General features: G+C 63.0%; 16 protein-coding genes. 3 read left to right on the top strand and 13 right to left on the bottom strand.

Annotated features, from left to right (window positions below):
• The gene (locus tag H0A72_RS17355) at positions 1-789 is read left to right on the top strand and encodes a BPSS1780 family membrane protein (RefSeq protein ID WP_180157601.1); all 789 of its coding nucleotides are present in this window, start codon (positions 1-3) and stop codon (positions 787-789) included.
• Here H0A72_RS17355 and H0A72_RS17350 read toward each other — a convergent pair.
• From H0A72_RS17350 to H0A72_RS17310, 9 genes are read right to left on the bottom strand one after another with little or no spacing between them, the layout of a single operon-like run.
• A complete protein-coding gene (locus tag H0A72_RS17350; protein WP_180157599.1) occupies positions 756-1,103 on the bottom strand; it encodes a DUF192 domain-containing protein in 348 nt (115 codons plus the stop codon). The genes H0A72_RS17355 and H0A72_RS17350 overlap by 34 nt on opposite strands.
• Positions 1,104-1,979, bottom strand: a complete 876-nt coding sequence (locus H0A72_RS17345; RefSeq protein ID WP_180157597.1) for a type II secretion system F family protein — start codon at positions 1,977-1,979, stop codon at positions 1,104-1,106. It abuts the gene before it with no gap.
• 9 nt (positions 1,980-1,988) lie between these two features.
• Positions 1,989-2,834, bottom strand: coding sequence for a type II secretion system F family protein (locus H0A72_RS17340; protein WP_180157595.1), 846 nt, complete (start codon positions 2,832-2,834; stop codon positions 1,989-1,991).
• Positions 2,831-4,498, bottom strand: coding sequence for a TadA family conjugal transfer-associated ATPase (locus H0A72_RS17335; RefSeq protein WP_180157593.1), 1,668 nt, complete (start codon positions 4,496-4,498; stop codon positions 2,831-2,833). The genes H0A72_RS17340 and H0A72_RS17335 overlap by 4 nt, the downstream gene beginning before the upstream one ends.
• The gene (locus H0A72_RS17330) at positions 4,485-5,948 is read right to left on the bottom strand and encodes a type II and III secretion system protein family protein (RefSeq protein ID WP_180157591.1); all 1,464 of its coding nucleotides are present in this window, start codon (positions 5,946-5,948) and stop codon (positions 4,485-4,487) included. Before H0A72_RS17330 ends, H0A72_RS17335 begins: the two co-directional genes overlap by 14 nt.
• A 3-nt stretch (positions 5,949-5,951) precedes the next feature.
• Positions 5,952-6,926 (bottom strand): Flp pilus assembly protein CpaB, encoded by a 975-nt coding sequence (gene cpaB / locus H0A72_RS17325; protein ID WP_180157590.1) that lies wholly within the window; start codon positions 6,924-6,926, stop codon positions 5,952-5,954.
• Between the two features lie 15 nt (positions 6,927-6,941).
• Positions 6,942-7,685: a hypothetical protein gene (locus H0A72_RS17320; RefSeq protein WP_180157588.1), complete on the bottom strand. Its 744-nt coding sequence runs from the start codon at positions 7,683-7,685 to the stop codon at positions 6,942-6,944.
• 2 nt (positions 7,686-7,687) lie between these two features.
• Positions 7,688-8,407, bottom strand: coding sequence for a hypothetical protein (locus H0A72_RS17315; protein ID WP_180157587.1), 720 nt, complete (start codon positions 8,405-8,407; stop codon positions 7,688-7,690).
• Positions 8,404-8,841 carry a hypothetical protein gene (locus tag H0A72_RS17310; RefSeq protein ID WP_180157586.1) on the bottom strand — a complete coding sequence of 146 codons (438 nt, stop codon included), beginning with the start codon at positions 8,839-8,841 and terminating at the stop codon, positions 8,404-8,406. The genes H0A72_RS17315 and H0A72_RS17310 overlap by 4 nt, the downstream gene beginning before the upstream one ends.
• A 195-nt stretch (positions 8,842-9,036) precedes the next feature.
• Here H0A72_RS17310 and H0A72_RS17305 point away from each other — a divergent pair, with 195 nt between their 5' ends.
• Both H0A72_RS17305 and H0A72_RS17300 read left to right on the top strand, forming a co-directional pair.
• Complete coding sequence (locus H0A72_RS17305) at positions 9,037-10,476, top strand: tyrosine-type recombinase/integrase (RefSeq protein WP_180157585.1); 1,440 nt, start codon at positions 9,037-9,039, stop codon at positions 10,474-10,476.
• 118 nt (positions 10,477-10,594) lie between these two features.
• Entirely contained in the window at positions 10,595-11,107 is a 513-nt protein-coding gene (locus H0A72_RS17300; RefSeq protein ID WP_218953371.1) for a site-specific integrase, read from the top strand.
• 193 nt (positions 11,108-11,300) lie between these two features.
• On the opposite strand, the gene H0A72_RS17295 is transcribed toward H0A72_RS17300, so the two are convergent.
• From H0A72_RS17295 to H0A72_RS17280, 4 genes are all read right to left on the bottom strand, one after another.
• Positions 11,301-13,160 carry an esterase/lipase family protein gene (locus H0A72_RS17295; protein ID WP_246436823.1) on the bottom strand — a complete coding sequence of 620 codons (1,860 nt, stop codon included), beginning with the start codon at positions 13,158-13,160 and terminating at the stop codon, positions 11,301-11,303.
• A 208-nt stretch (positions 13,161-13,368) separates the two neighbouring features.
• Complete coding sequence (locus tag H0A72_RS17290; protein WP_246436824.1) at positions 13,369-13,938, bottom strand: universal stress protein; 570 nt, start codon at positions 13,936-13,938, stop codon at positions 13,369-13,371.
• On the bottom strand, positions 13,916-14,662 hold the full coding sequence (gene phbB / locus H0A72_RS17285; protein WP_180157583.1) for an acetoacetyl-CoA reductase: 747 nt from the start codon (positions 14,660-14,662) through the stop codon (positions 13,916-13,918). Before phbB ends, H0A72_RS17290 begins: the two co-directional genes overlap by 23 nt.
• Positions 14,659-15,114, bottom strand: coding sequence for a hypothetical protein (locus H0A72_RS17280; RefSeq protein ID WP_180157582.1), 456 nt, complete (start codon positions 15,112-15,114; stop codon positions 14,659-14,661). Before H0A72_RS17280 ends, phbB begins: the two co-directional genes overlap by 4 nt.
• Positions 15,115-15,183 lie beyond the last annotated feature (69 nt).

Genomic DNA, 15,183 nt, shown 5'->3' with positions numbered 1-15,183 from the left:
ATGCAAGCCGCCATTCTTCCCATTACCGCGGGCTGGGCCTGGATACAGGACGGGTTCAAGCTGTTCCGGCGCCAGCCGATGGCGATGTTTTTCTGGAGCATGGCGACGGGGCTGCTGATCACCGTCAGCTACATGATCCCGCTGCTGGGGCAGATCGCGCTGATCGCCTGTACGCCCATGCTGACTTTCGTCACCCTCAGCGCCTGCCGCAATATTGCGCAAGGCCGCCCCATGCTGCTGACCATGTGGCTCCAGCCGCTGAAGGCGCTGGAAACCCGGAAACGCCTGCTGGCGCTGGGACTGGCCTATCTGCTGTTCTGCCTGGCGGGCGGTTTCCTGGCCACCCTGCCCTTCCTGGGCAGCCTCATGAGCGCCATCGACGACAACGGCATCATCAACGAACACGCCCTGCTGCTCGCCATGCGCGGCCCGTTCATCACCTTCGGCTTGCTGTATCTGTTGATTTCGGCGCTGTTCTGGCATGCGCCCGCCCTGATCGGCTGGCATGGCATCAAGATGTCGCAGGCCCTGTTCTTTTCCATGGTGGCGTGCTGGCGCAACAAGTGGCCCTTCCTGGCCTACGGCGCAAGCTGGGCCGCCATTTTCTTCGCCGCGCAAATGGTGGGCGGCTTTCTCGCCTCGGCGGGCGCGTCCGCCGGCGTGGTCCAGATCCTGCTGACGCCGGTGAACATCGTGATCGCCGCCGTGCTGTACTGCAGCTTCTATCCCGCCTACGTCAGTGTGTTCGGCGTCAATTACCCGATGAGCCGGCCCGATTCCGCTTCCTGATCCTCGGCCAAGGCCGCGCGTATCGCCCGGGCGTAGGCGGGGTTGGCCGCGCAATAGCCTGCCGGAAGCTCCACCGCGAAGGCCGCGCCGCGGCAGCGCGCCAGCCTGAAGGGCGCGAGGCCGTGGATGGTCTTCAGGACGCGCTGCCGGTGATCGAAGAAGACGACGTCGATGGCGTAGGCCAGGAAAAAAGTATGCACGCCCGCGCAGGGCGCGATGCACAGCCCCGTGTCCGCCGGCAGGCGGGCCAGCGCATGCAAGCCCAGCAGCCGCGCGCCGAAGCGGGTTGCATGCAGCAGCCGCAGCGCCTCCATTCAGAACCCCGCTTCGGCGAGCTTGAGCGCGACGGGAAAAGCCAGAATCAGGAAGGTGCAGGGAAATATGCAGAACACCATGGGAAAAAGCATTTTCACCGGCGCCTCGAGGGCCAGCTTCTCGGCCTTCAAGAAGCGCTCGCCGCGGCGCTGGTCGGACTGCGCGCGCAACAGCGGCCCCAGGCTCATGCCCATCTGGTCCGCCTGGTTCAAGGCCGTCACCAGGCCGCGCATGGCCGGCAGCCCGGTTCTTTCGGCCAGGGCCGCCAGGGCTTCCGTGCGCGGCATGCCCGCCCGCATGTCGGACAAGGCGTGCCGCAGTTCGCCGCGCAGCGGCCCTTCGGGCCCGTGCCGGGCCGCCTGCTGCAGGGCGCCGTGCAAGTTGAGGCCGGCTTCGACGCACAATGTGGTGACGTCGAGCAGGAAGGGCAGTTCCCGTAGCATGTGTTCCTGGCGGCGTACGCCCAGCGCCGCTAGCCGGCGCCAGGGCCAGGCGGCGCCCAGCAGCCCCGCCAGAAGGCCCGCCGGCAGGCCGTGGCGCCATGGCCCTTCCAGAAGAAGCTGCGGCAGCGCCGCCGCCGACGCGGCGCACGCCGCCGCGCAAAAGCACTGCAGGCCGACGACGTCTTCCGCTCTCCAGCCGGGATCGAGCCCGGCGAGCACGATGCGGCGTTCGAGCAGCCGCCGGACCCGCCAGGAAATGAAGGGATTGCAGCCGGCCGCGAGCACCGCCACCCAGGGCCAGACCAGCCCCAGCAAGCTGGCCCTGCCGAAAGCATGGCGCCCTTTGCGGTAGACCGCCACCGGACGCATGAAGATCCATGCCAGCAGGCACAGGGACAGCCCCGCCGTCGCGCAACTGAGCCAGAAGTACATGCGCCCCCCTCAGACCTTGATGGCGACGATGCGCCGAATGAACAGAATGCCGGTGAGTTCCAGGACTGCGACGGCCGCCAGCACGCTCCAGCCTATCGGCTGTTCCCACAGCACGCGCATGGAATCCGGATCCAGGTGGTTCAGCACCGCGGCCAGGGCAATGGGCAGCATCGCCATGACCCAGGCCTGCAGCCTTCCCTGGGAAGTCAGCGCCGCGACTCGGGCGAGCAGCTGCAGCCGCGCGCGCAGCGTGGCGGAAATCCGTTCCAGGGTTTCCGCCAGACTGCCGCCGCTGTGCGCCGCCACCGTCAGCGCGGAAACGGCCAGTCCGGCGCCTTCGGTGGGCATGCGCCGGTAGAGATTGGCCAGCGCTTCCTCGAAGGATATGCCCATGCGCTGTTCCCTCAGCAGCAGGCCGAATTCCTGCGCCAGCGGAGCGGGCGCGTGCGCCACGATCTGCTGCAGCGCCGACTGCATGCCCGAGCCCGCCCGCAAGGCGCCCGCCAGCGCCATCAGCAGGTCCGGCAGCTGCGCCTCGAACGAGGCGGCGCGCCGCCGCTTCAAATGGCGTATGCCCCATTGCGGAACGGCCAGGGCGAGGCCGCCGCACAGCCCGGCCAGCCACAGCCGCCCGGAGAAGGCCAGCCCCAGGGCCGCGACGCTCGCGCACGCCAGCAGGTTGGCGACCCACAATTGGGCGGGATCCAGGAACAGGAAGAATTCGCTCAGGCGGTCGACCGCCTGCTTCTGGAAGGCTTGCCGGTATCGCCCATAGCCCAGGGCGAAGGACTTGAGCGCATACCAGCTGACGATGCCCGCGGCGAGCAGCGCGGCGGCGACCGCGACGTGGATCATGCCTGCCCCCCTTGGCTGAACAAGGCCGCCGGCAGCAGCGGACGACCGGCGTCGTCGGTGAAGGATTCGGGCAGCACCCCGCAGCCCGTGTAGCCTTCCCGGGGCCCGCGCATATAACGGAAGAGCTCCTGGGTCTGGATGCGGCCGCTTTCCAGGCCGGTGACTTCGACGATGGCGGTGATTTTCCGCCGCCCGTCGCCAAGCCTGGCCTGCTGGACGATGAAATCGATGCTGCCCGCGATGTGTTCGCGCACGGCGGCGAGAGGCAGCTCCATGCCCGCCATCAGGATCATGGTTTCGAGCCGCGCGAGCGCGTCGCGCGGGCTGTTGGCGTGCAGCGTGGTCAGCGACCCCTCATGGCCGGTGTTCATCGCCGCCAGCATGTCGAAGGCTTCGCCGCCGCGGCATTCGCCGATGACGATTCTGTCCGGCCGCATGCGCAAGGCATTGCGCACCAGGTCCCGGACGTCGATGCGGCCCCTGCCCTCCAGGTTGGCCGGACGCGACTCCATGGCCACCAGATGCGAATGGCGCAGTTGAAGCTCGGCCGCGTCTTCGATGGTGATGATCCGCTCGCCTTCCGGAATGCAGTTGGACAGAATGTTCAGCAAGGTGGTCTTTCCCGAGCCGGTGCCGCCCGACACGATCACGTTCTTGCGCAGCCGCACGCAGTGCGACAGGAAAGTCGCCATGGCCTCGCTCAAGGCGTCCATCCGCAGCAGGTCGTCCATGCCGAGCCGGTTCGCCGGGAACTTCCGGATGGTCACGCAGGTGCCGCGCAGGGCGATGGGCGCAATCACCGCGTTGACCCGCGAACCGTCGGCCAGGCGCGCGTCCACCATCGGCGAGCTTTCGTCTATGCGCCGGCCCAGCGGCGAGACGATGCGCTCGACCACCCCGAGCACCGCCTGTTCGCTGCTGAAGCCGCTGTGGTGGCGGGCCAGCCGGCCGTTCGATTCCACGAATATTTCGTCATGGCGGCTCACCATGATCTCGGTGATGGCCGGGTCGGCCAGCAAGGGCTCGAGCGGGCCGAGGGCCACCGCCTCGTCCACCACGTCGGCCAGCAGGCGCCCGCGATCCACGCCGGGAGGAAGCGTGTCGTCCTGCGCGATCAGGGCGCCCAACGCCGCCATCGCCTCTTCGCGCAGGGCCGCGTCGCTCATGCTGGATACGTCGCGCCTGCGCAGGTCCAGGGCGTCGAGCAGAGCGGCGTGCAGGCGCTTGCGATGCTGGAGCATCGCGGCGGCTTGCCGCGCGTCGCCCGGCGCGGCCGTGCCCGGCCCAAGGGCAGCGAGGCTTGAATCGATGGCGTCGCCCGGCTCTCCGGCATGCGTCGACGGCCGGGCATCCGCCGCGGCGGGGCCGCCGCCCGCGGGCAGGCCGCATATCCGGATCAGGCAGGGACCGATGACGATCTGGTCGCCCACCGCCAGCGGACCATACTGGGCGATGCGCTGGCCATTGACCAGCGTACCCGTCAGCGAGCCGAAATCCTCCAGGAACACCGCCGCGGCGCGGCGCTCGAAGCGCGCATGCCGGCGCGCCACCCGCCAGCCCTTCAGCTGCAGATGGGCCTCGGGCGCGCGGCCGACCTCGGCCGGCAAGGCGAGCCGGCGCTGCTCGTTGGCACCGTCCTCGAAACACAGCTCAACGTCCATCATGGCGAGACTCCTGAAAATCATGCAGATTCGCGCCGCCGCGAATGCCGTGTTCCACGGCGGCGCCGGGTGGCGGTTCGCCGGCCCATTGCGAGCCCTGGTCCTGCCAGGCGGGCGCCGGCCCGCCGGCGGGGTCCGGGACGGGCGCGGGCAGCCGCGCGGCCGACGGCAAGGGCGTATTGAGAACGGGCGTTTCCGGAAAGCTGCCGGCAAGCACCGAGCGGCTGTTTTCCACCCGCCGCAGAATGCCCGGATGGTCGGCGTCGACCAGGACGGGCGTGACGAAGATGGCGAGCTCGGTTTCATTGCGCTGGAAACGCCGGGACTTGAACAGCTGCCCCAGGACGGGGATGTCGCCCAGCCCTGGAATCTTGTCGAAATTCCGGGAATCGTCGCGGGACAGGAAGCCGGCCAGGACCAGCGTCTGGCCCGACCGGACGTTGAATTCGGTGGCGGCGCGGCGGGTCTTGAGCGAGGGACCGGCCGCCAGCGCCAGTGAGTTGTCGACGGAGCTGACTTCCACGTCTATCTGGGACCGCACCGCGCCGTTGCGCTCGACCCGCGGGGTGATGCGCAAGGACACGCCGTAAGGCTTGAAAGCGGTATTGGTGTTGCCGTTCGCATCGACCGTTGAATAGGGAACTTCCCCGCCGGCGAGAAATTCGGCCGTGGCGCCGCTGCGGGCAAGCAGCTGCGGCTGCGCCAGCACGACGGCCGAGCCTGTCTGCGCCAGGGCGTTGATTCTGGCGGACAGAAAGGCGTTGACGCCGAAATAGCCCGCCGCCACCGTGGCCGGGAACGCGATGGGCACGGCGGTGGACCCGGGGCGATCCGCCAGGCGCTTGCTGCCGCCGTCCCAGGCCAGCCCCGCGTTCAAGCCCCCTTCGCTGAGCGTATCCCAGCGCAGCCCCAGCTCCAGCAGCTGCGAACGGGGCACTTCGACGACCTGGACGTCGAGCAGCACCATGCGGTCCCAGCCGACCCGCCCGGTGAAATCGAGCAGTTGCGGATAACGCTTGGCAAGGCCGGAGACGCGCTCGCGGTCCTCGTCCGACAGATCATCGCCCTCCACCACCAGCTTGTCGCCCAGCGTAGTGACGGCGGCCCCGGGTATGCGCTCCAGCAGACCGCGCAGCTCGCGCTGTATCTGCTTCGCGCCTTCGGGGGCGACTTCGACCTGGTAGCGGCGGCGTTGACCGTCCAGGCCCCAGATCTGCAGCGCGGTGGCGCCCTCGCGCCGGGCGAAGACGATGACTTCCTTTTCGTCCGTCGTGACCGCGTTGATCACCTGGCCGTCGCCGACGGCGACCCGCGCGACGTCCGGAACGGCCAGGACTTTGACTTCGCCGACCTGCAGCGCCAGCAAGCCGGTTTCGCGCGCCTGCGCCCCGGCGATTCCGGCGCAGGCGAACAGGCCGGCGGCCAGCAGACGGATGACTCCCACCTCGCGCATGGCTCATTGCTCCTGGACGCCGGCCTGGGCCGGAAAGGCATACGGGCCTGGCGCCTGGGCGCCGGCCGGGTCCGTGGACGCGGCCCACAGCCAAGCGCTGACGAGTTCCGGCACGCCGGGCAGTTCGAACAGGCCGCTGGGCTGGGCGCCGGTGGCCGCCGCCGGGCGCAGGCGCGGAATGCCGGCCGATGCGCTGTTGCCGTATATGACGGGCGCCTTGGCGCTTGCCGGCGGCGCGGGCCGATTCACCCCGAGCAGGCCGGCGAGGTCCCCCCGGACCGCCGCCTGATTGGAGGCGTCGTCCTGCGGATGCCGGAGCACTGCGGTGAGCGTGCCGCTCTGCCGGGCGGCCACCAGCTTCACCGCGTCCTCGGGCGCCGCATCCAGCGTGACCGTTGCGTACGCCTGCGTGTCCTGGTCGCCGGACATGCGCCCGTGCTGGGTCGTGGTGCCGGTGGCCAGCACCAGCACGCCTTGCAGCAAGGGCGCCGTGATGCGGCGGCGCTGGTATTCGAACGACACGTACAAGTCGATGAGATCGCCCGGCTGCAGCAGGCCGGACACGGAATTGATGGCGTCCACCGGCATGGTGATCGCCCGCCGGCCCGACACCAGATGGCTGGAGAAGGAATCCTGGGCCTGCTGCGCGGTATGGGCCGGCAGGACCGCGTCGCCCGCCCGCAGCGGCATCCTCAGCACGGTGCCGGCCAGTTCGCCATGCCGCTCGGGCGGCAGGCTGTCGCTGGAGGCCAGCACGGCGGGAAAGGACCGGACGGCCAGATGCTCGGGCCCGATGCGCGTGCCCGGCGGCAGATCGTGGGCGGCCACCACTCTTTCTACGGTTTGGATCCGGGCCCGGGCTTCGAGCTCGAGCTCGCGCCCATGCAGGTGCTGGCGCGCCGCCCAGGCGGCGCACAAGCCGGCGACCAGGGCGAGGCCCAGCATCAGCGTCGAACGATTGAGGGCGGGCAGGCGCATGCGGACTCCGTTTGCTTAGTCAATGTGATGGACATACAAGGACGACTCGCCTTCCGCTTCCGGCAGCGAGGACAGCGCCAGCCGGGACGAGCTTCGGCGCCACGCGGAATGGCCGGCCACGGCGGCGTAGGCGGGTTCTTCGACCCAGCCGTCGGAACGCAGCCGGCGGCGCAGATATGCGGTGAGGTCCGTGACGGACATGGCCACGCTGAACACGTGCTGGCCCGCGGCGCCCGCCTTGCCCGGCGGCGCATCGGGACGGTCTTGCAGGCTGAACAAGGGCCGCGCCTGCGGCGGCAGCCACCGGAAGACGGGGCGCGGGCGCCCGGGATCGGGCGGTTGGCCCCGCGCCACGCGCATCACGGAAAGCCGCCCGGATGTTCCGGTGGCGGCGGGGTGCAATTCGGCCAGCCAATGCTCGCCGTTGCGCAGGCCCGACAGGACGACCCCGCCACCCGCAACCAGGATGCGCTGGAAATAAGCCGGCTTGGCGGCATACAGCTGCGCCAGCCGCAGCGGCTCTCCCTGGTAGCTGAACGCCCGGACGCGCAGGGGCACGCCGGACAGCAGCATGGACTGGCTGGAGGTCCAGAGCAGGCCCGGCGCGGCGAATTCGGAAAAGGCCGCGAAAGACGCGCGCGCCTCGGCATGGATGGGCCAGCCGCAGCCCAGGGACAACAGACAGGCGCCGAGGACGCGCCGGCCGGCGGCGGCCCCGGCGGGCATGGAAAGCGGCACGCGCAATGAGCGATTGTTCATGGTCATTCCTTGGCGGGTCGTAAATGGGTGGCGGGCGCCAGCCCCGCCCAGGCGGAACCCCATTCCCGGGCCGGCAGGCTCCTGCCCCAGCCGGAGTCCACGGGCCCCATGGCGGCGCGTATGCGTTCGGACAGGCCATAGGACACGTCGGCGCCGTGGCGCCAGGCCATGCCGGACTGGACCAGCACATGCTGTGTCTGCTGGTCGTCGCCGGCGTGGCCGGCGCCGGTGAGGATCGCGGTGTGGCGCCGCAGCATGGGCGACCAGGCGGCGCCGGACGCGTGCCCGGGCGCGCCCCAGTGCGCGGCGCCGGGCGTGACGGCCAAGCCGGCATGCAGCACGCCCAGGTCTTCCAGCCGCCAGTCTTGGCGCAAGGCGGCGAAGGCGGTGGCCGCGCCGGGCTGGGCGAACGGCGGCAAGGGTTCGGAACGGAACACCCGCGAGCCGATCTGCGTGTCGATGTCCGCCAGCATGGGACGGCCGCTGCGATCGTTCCATCGATGTTCGGGGCCGGTGAAGAAGCGTTCATGCAGCCGGCCGAGCTCGCCGTCGCGCCGGGTGGCGGCGAACGCCAGGTAAGAGGAGGCGTGTTGGGCGGAAAGCGCGATGTCCTGCACGCGATAAAGCCAGGAAACCGCCATCCATAACGCCGCCAGGCCCGACAGCACGAGCAGCCCTTCCGCCATGGCTTGCCCGGCCTGGAATGTGCGTGCGTGGTTCATGGCGCGCCCCGCTTGTGCAAAGGATGGGGCGCCAATCGCGCTTGCCAATAGGGGTGGAACAGATTGTCGGTTTCCGCGAGGCCGTCCGGCCGGGGCACGGGCCGCTGGAAGAAGGTTTCCGCGGCGCTGCGCGTGGTGACGGCCAGATCGCCCGGGCCCGGGTGCCGCAAGGTGACGGCGAACCCCAGGGGAACGCCCGACCGCTCCGCCCGGGTGTCATAGAAGGCGGGCAGCCCGCCGCCCTCCCAGCGCTGGCGCGCGGCATTGGCCCGGGAGTTCGCCAGCGGGTTGTCGCGGCCCGAGGCGATATCCCAGGTGGTGGCTTCTTTCACCCAGCGCCAGAAGTCCTGGGAAGAGAAGTCGTCGGGCGGATCGTCGACGTGGGGCTGGTCCAGCGTGCTGGGCAGCGGCCCGGGCAGCCAGCCCCAGCCCATGGCGTATTCTCTGTGGCTCTATCCTTAGGCTACTCAGGGGGTTTCATTAAAGTTCAAAATGAACTAAACTTCTTTACAAATCAATGGGTTATGTTCTCAATGCGTCTCACCCCATTTCATTGAAGCGCACGCCAACTTGTACCCGGATTTGTACCCTGACACTCCCAAAAATCGACCTTTGGAAGGGTACTGAACATGGCCAGGAATCAGCTAACCGATCGCAAAATCGCGTCTGCAAAACCCCGCGCGAAAGAATACTTCCTCACAGACGGCGATGGACTTTATCTAAGGATTCGCCCCGGTTCCCGCACCCAACCAGCAGGGTTTCGAGCCTGGATCTTCCGGTACACAAACTTGTCCGGTAAGGCGGACAAGAAATCACTCGGCAGCTATCCGAAGCGAACATTGGCCTCTGCACGCGAGGAAGCAGAGAAGTGTCGCCGACTGCTCCTAGAAGGCATCGACCCACGCTCCACCGACCAAAAAATACCCAAGACGCTCGTCCAAGCCGTCGAACAGTGGATTGAGGAATCCCTCGTAAACCGACGCAATGCCCATGGCGTACACGTATGCAGGTTAAGGCTCAAGAAACACGTGCTGGCGCACATGGGCAACGACAGTCTTCGCACCCTCACAAGACCAAAGCTAGTGGCACGCTTCGACACCATCCGTACAGCTGGTACGCCTGCGCAAGCAGGAACTGTCCTCATCGATATGGTACAGATGCTGAACTATGCCGAAGACCGAGATTGGATAACCAGGAATCCGATCCGCACACTGCGCAAAAGAGATATCGAAGTGGTTGATGTCGTCGGAAGCCGTGTTCTGTATCCACCCGAGATCGTGTTGCTTCGTGACCGACTGGTTCCACCTATTTTCATGACCAATGCCTGCAAGGCTGCAATATGGATTTCCCTGTCTACATTGTGCCGAGCTGGGGAAATCGCGGCCTGCACTGAGTACGAGATTGACTGGACCGAACGCACTTGGCGCCTCGCACCGGAGCGAACCAAGTCCAAAAGGGAACACCTGATCCACCTCTCCGATTTCGCCTATCACTGGTTCTGCGTATTACGAGATCTTCCGTATCGCGAAACCGAGTACCTCATCCCGGGCCTGCGTGGCGCTCCCCATGCCAAATACAACTCCTTTTCCCATCAAATCTCGTTGCGTCAAAAGCCTGACGCAAAAATCCGGGACGCCGGTTGCCTAGTCATGCCCGAGGGGAAGTGGACTATGCACGATCTGCGCCGAACCGGCGCTACCTTGATGGGGGAACTCGGCGTGCCAAAGGACATCATCGAACTGTGCCTGAACCACCGAATGCCACAGCGAGATGAAGGTAGCAGTGGGCTGATCTACACGTATCAAAAGCAGCAACGGATTCCAGAGCGAAAGTTAGCTTTCGACGCGCTCGGCAGCTACCTTGTCAACCTGCTCGGCCATCCCGAGACATGGCGTCACCCCTCGCAACTGAATACCCCAACCGACGTATCTAGCATATCCCCTCAATATCAATCCGATTGGGCTGCAACAAGTCAGCACCTTGCCAAGTTGTTGCCGCTTATGCAATCGGCAGGGATGGACAAACTTTTGGAAGCCATCCAGGCGGGAGAGGAAGCGGCTACGGCTTAGACCTCAGCGGCTCCGCACACAACAATTGGAGAAAGCATCCATGAAACCGACAATGTCACAGCCGCTGTCGACTACCCAACAGTGCCCCCCCTTGCCGACGCAAGTCAGCAGATTGGCGATGACGCGGAAGATCCTCGACGTCCCCCATCTATATCAAACCCTACATCGTCGTAAGACCATAGAATCCAGGTGCTTGCGTTTTATCATTTTGACTGTGTGCCGACCGGGTGAGGTAGTCGAACTGCCTCCGGCGGAAATCAGTGGTGATTACAAGCTTTGGACGTTGGGCAAAGGCCGCCGCAAACATAAGGGTCGTCACTCGATTCCACTGGTTCTTCCGGCACAGTGGGTAGTACGTGGACCGCTTGGTCGCTCAGAAACCCCTCTTTTTCAGAAGCAAAACGGCGGCCCGCTCCCCCTGCCCCATCTGAACAGAGAACTTGCTGCGGTCGGTTTTGGCGAGGCTCGAATCTATGACGTACGCCCTTCGTTCAAGCGATGGGCGGAATTGCAGGGAGTTTCAGACGAAGATATTGCCCGTGTGCTCGGCATGTCTTTCGTCGAACCGGACCTGAACACCCATCGCCGATTACTGGAACAGTGGGCCGAATACTGCACCTCTAGCCGCTGAGGATTGCCTTCATACTTCGAAACAAGGCATTAGCGCACCGGTACATCGTAAGCGTGCGCCGAACACACATTGACGAACGGCCGCTTATCCTGCGCTTGCGTGGTGTGCGTTATCGCCGGCGTTGGTGGCGTGCCCATTTCCAAGGACAGGAACGCGCTTTGTAGCCCCTCTTATTGATCAGCCAAAAAATCATTCAACAAGCCGACCGCTCGTCTTCCGACCGACCCTTCTTGTCCGCGATTGGCTCGTGGTACTTAGTAATATCATCACGCAAAATTCTTCTAATTTCCATGATTGCCTCGGCAGTTTCCTGCACACTATGTCCAGAAATGATGATCTTTTCTGACTCTGCTCCTGACAGGTGAGCACTTCTATAGGGAACCAGACCATCATCCGAATCAGCAAGAGCCCCCTCGCCATATCGCTTGGCAATGATGGAGTGATAAGATACGTTATCCGAGATCGGAAGCTCGCCTGCAATTTTGATGAACGGGTCGCTTTCGTCAAGCTGATCAATACTGTTAGGAATGCTCTCCAAGAGCCCTTCGAGCCCGTTTATGCCTGTTCCTGCATACGCCTGAAAGGAATCACCCAGACTTTCAAATATCGTCAGAGGAAGGCGGATTAATCCAGACACCCAACGTGCAAATCCACGCCCGGCAACTGCCGTTCCGCGATGGGGTGTCGCAATGAATATCACACGCTCCACCCCCGGAAATGGATCAAAGCGAAGGTATGGGTCAAACTGCGAACGGTCACTACCGAAGCGATCCAAATCAATTCTGGCATCGGATGCAGCCCACGGCCACAATTCTTCATCGGCAGCAGACACCATCAAACGCGCGATGATGCCACCCATACTATGACCGATCAGCACCAACCCATGTGAAGGTGAACTCTGTTCTCGACAGTCGAAATGCTGCAGGGCGTCGGTTAGCAGGCGGCGGATAGTTGCATGATTTGCAACTATCGGCATGTTGGTTGGGTAGTAAACTTGCCATATCTGAAATTCGCGCAACAATTCAACATCGGCCAAAAGCTCATTGGCAACATTGACCCAAGCCTCAGGACTACTGGCAAGGCCATGCAGCATGACAATGATGCGCCGACCTGGATCAAACGGCTGCATTAGATATAAATGAGGGGCTTGGATGCCCTGATCACGGCCCATCAAGCCACGTAAAGATTTCCGGCTAAACTCGGATCGTGCCAGCCAAAATCCGTAACCAGCCGTGAAATTACCCGCTAACGGCACACGCTGCTGATGCACAATAAAATCGTGTTCCACGAGCGGATCATGTACCGTAATGATGAGTTCGCGCACGTTCAGCAGTTCGTCCAAACTCGCTACGTCGAACCGAAATACTACCGTTACATTCGGCGACGACATTGAGCTCCAAGCTGGAAGTGGCTGCAAATGCTGTCCAGCCATCTCCTGCCCAGAACGAAGCGAAGATCTATACCGATCTTCGTTCATCACTGCCACCAACTCTGCTCCGAACCCATCACGTCGATTGGTGCTGCGCAACCCATGGAAGACGAGGGACGATGCCGGCAACAGTTCGTGCGGCAAATTTAGAACGCCCAGTCGCGGCGGTATCTCAACGCGTATAGTCCAGTTATTGAGGTGTAGTATAGGCTTGCGGTCACCAGCCTGACGATTCAGATCATGAGTGGAAAAAAGCGTCGTCACTGCCTGCTGCGCGGCGTAGTTATACCAATCACGAACTTGAGTCTGGCGACCTTCAAACGCCCTTTCTCCGGGCGAACGTTCAGTGAAAAAGAGGTAGGCCCAAGCGTAGCGCACCACTTCGATCCACGGAGTGATAGTCTGCTTCTCTTTAGCTCCAACTCCTACAGAAGGAACTAACATGGCACGTTGCAGCCAGAGTTCTGCTAAGGCAGAGAACTTGGGCTCATTTGCAATGTTCGTGGCGTTGGCCAACCCCGCAAAGCAGGATGCCGCCATCGCCTGAGTACACGCTTGCCGTTCCAATCCAGCAACGCGGATTGTTTGCAAAGTCGCTTCACTCAACCGGTTGGTAGAGAGCATGTCTCCTCGACGCAGCATGATTGCCTCGTCAGGTGGTATTCGATGCATGATCACTGATGGCTGAAACTCATCGACTATGGCGCAACCACTTAGCGCTCCGACCAAAAAAATCAGAATCAGACGACACCATGCAGCATAACCCAAGCTTTCCCCCTCATATAAGCCAAAGTAGTGAAGCCCGGTACGTAAGAGCTCACAGATTTTTTGGTTAATTACTTCCGTTCTGGTGAGGCTGACGCACCAACATAACGGGAACTGGCGCAATGCGCACTACCTGTTCCGCATCACTGCCCAGAAGCAGTCGATCCACTCCGCGGCGTCCATGGGTGCCCATGATAATCAGGTCACAACCACTCTCCTCAACTTGACGGACAATTTGCTCTGATATTCGCTCTATCGTGGACTCTAACAACACCCTTTCAGTTATCGTTCCGTCTTGGCCTAACCGCTTTTCGGCTTCGTCCAGCAAGGCCTGTCCCCCTGCAAGGAGGCGGGGACGAACATCCTCCAAATAAACGCGCGGGCGCACGAAATCGGTTTTATGGCGAGTGGGCTCGATAATATGCATCAAGATCACAGTGCCTTCACTCATCCGAGCCAAGTTCGCCGCATACTCAAGAGCCAAAATGGAAGTGGGACTGCCATCAAGCGGCACTAAAATCCGTGAATACATTAAGTTCGTCCTCGAACAGAGAAAAGAGCTGTGGAATGCAGTGTCAAGATGCTTTGCCTTCGAACCAAGCAATCTCTCTGTCTCAATACATATGCTGACCCCCATTCATCGCCACGTTGCTGCCAGTCATGAAAGCCGCAGCGTCACTGACGATGAACGCAACAAGTGCGGCAATTTCACTGGGTTGTCCAAGGCGACCAACGGGAATCCCGTCAATGATTTTCTGACGCACATCTTCTCGCACCGCCATTACCATCTCGGTAGCCAGATAACCTGGCGAAACGGTGTTGACGGTCACCCCCTTGCGCGCCACTTCCTGAGCGAGGGCTTTCGTAAAGCCATGCACCCCCGCCTTGGCAGCCGAATAATTTGTCTGACCGAACTGACCCTTGCTGCCGTTGATCGACGAGATGTTGACGATGCGGCCCCAGCCGCGCTCCGTCATCGATTCGATGAACGGTTTGGTAATGTTGAACATGGAATCCAGATTGGTGCGCAGCACGGCGTCCCAGGCGATTTTGTCCATCTTTCGTAAGGTCACATCACGCGTAATCCCCGCGTTGTTCACCAGAATATCAACCTGATGACCGTCGTCATGGATGCGCCGGGCGAGTTGCTGCGTGGACTCGTAATCGGACACATCCACACCATAGGCAGTAAATGTGTAACCCTGAGCCGTTTGCTCTTGCTGCCATTGACCAACCGTGGTGTTGCCAGGAGTATGTGTAATACTCACTTGGTGGCCGGCATCGTGCAGGGCACGTGCAATGGCTGCGCCCAGACCGCGATTGCCGCCAGTCACCAGCGCTATTCGTTGTTTAGTATTCATTCCTGTCCTTGTTTCTTTGCCTTGCCTTGGGGCGCGGAGCTCGGCGTCGCCCAGGGCTGCATCGAGCGCATGAAAAATTGGTTAAAATCGGCAGCGTCGTTACCGCTACCGATAGCGCTGGAAACGGCTTCCTGCCACGCGACGAAGGCTTGCCGCAAACCATCAGAAAGGGCCGCCTGGCTACGGGTGATAGCTTGGCCAAATGCTTGTGCATCGCCTACGCGGCCTTCAGTCAGACGCCAGAACGCTGCGGGTGGCAAACTCGCGAGCATCTGCCAATCGGTCGCTTGCTGAAGCCCCTGAATCCGCGAAGCAGTTTCCCGAACGCTATTGGCGTGACGCTGTTGCATGGCTTCGAACCACTGCTCGCTTGACTGCTGAAACAAACGCAAGATCTGCAACTGCAGTTCGGCATTGGCCTTACAGAGATGAATGGGCAGTTCATTGTTCATCGGAATGGTCCTCAATCGTGGTGCTCCTTTTTGGAGTGAGTTCCTTTGGAGCGGTTGTGAGACATCCTT

The sequence above is a fragment of the Parapusillimonas granuli genome (assembly GCF_013416525.1).
Taxonomy (GTDB): domain Bacteria; phylum Pseudomonadota; class Gammaproteobacteria; order Burkholderiales; family Burkholderiaceae_B; genus Parapusillimonas; species Parapusillimonas granuli.
The sequence above is the reverse complement of the archived record's forward strand: the minus strand, read 5'-3'. Positions and strand labels throughout refer to the sequence as shown.

Coding starts and splice junctions, on each gene's coding strand:
- H0A72_RS17355 (WP_180157601.1), top strand. CDS start 1: ATGCAAGCCGCCATTCTTCCCATTACCGCGGGCTGGGCCTGGATACAG.
- H0A72_RS17350 (WP_180157599.1), bottom strand. CDS start 1,103: ATGGAGGCGCTGCGGCTGCTGCATGCAACCCGCTTCGGCGCGCGGCTG.
- H0A72_RS17345 (WP_180157597.1), bottom strand. CDS start 1,979: ATGTACTTCTGGCTCAGTTGCGCGACGGCGGGGCTGTCCCTGTGCCTG.
- H0A72_RS17340 (WP_180157595.1), bottom strand. CDS start 2,834: ATGATCCACGTCGCGGTCGCCGCCGCGCTGCTCGCCGCGGGCATCGTC.
- H0A72_RS17335 (WP_180157593.1), bottom strand. CDS start 4,498: ATGATGGACGTTGAGCTGTGTTTCGAGGACGGTGCCAACGAGCAGCGC.
- H0A72_RS17330 (WP_180157591.1), bottom strand. CDS start 5,948: ATGCGCGAGGTGGGAGTCATCCGTCTGCTGGCCGCCGGCCTGTTCGCC.
- cpaB (WP_180157590.1), bottom strand. CDS start 6,926: ATGCGCCTGCCCGCCCTCAATCGTTCGACGCTGATGCTGGGCCTCGCC.
- H0A72_RS17320 (WP_180157588.1), bottom strand. CDS start 7,685: ATGAACAATCGCTCATTGCGCGTGCCGCTTTCCATGCCCGCCGGGGCC.
- H0A72_RS17315 (WP_180157587.1), bottom strand. CDS start 8,407: ATGAACCACGCACGCACATTCCAGGCCGGGCAAGCCATGGCGGAAGGG.
- H0A72_RS17310 (WP_180157586.1), bottom strand. CDS start 8,841: ATGGGCTGGGGCTGGCTGCCCGGGCCGCTGCCCAGCACGCTGGACCAG.
- H0A72_RS17305 (WP_180157585.1), top strand. CDS start 9,037: ATGGCCAGGAATCAGCTAACCGATCGCAAAATCGCGTCTGCAAAACCC.
- H0A72_RS17300 (WP_218953371.1), top strand. CDS start 10,595: ATGACGCGGAAGATCCTCGACGTCCCCCATCTATATCAAACCCTACAT.
- H0A72_RS17295 (WP_246436823.1), bottom strand. CDS start 13,160: ATGCTCTCTACCAACCGGTTGAGTGAAGCGACTTTGCAAACAATCCGC.
- H0A72_RS17290 (WP_246436824.1), bottom strand. CDS start 13,938: ATGGGGGTCAGCATATGTATTGAGACAGAGAGATTGCTTGGTTCGAAG.
- phbB (WP_180157583.1), bottom strand. CDS start 14,662: ATGAATACTAAACAACGAATAGCGCTGGTGACTGGCGGCAATCGCGGT.
- H0A72_RS17280 (WP_180157582.1), bottom strand. CDS start 15,114: ATGAACAATGAACTGCCCATTCATCTCTGTAAGGCCAATGCCGAACTG.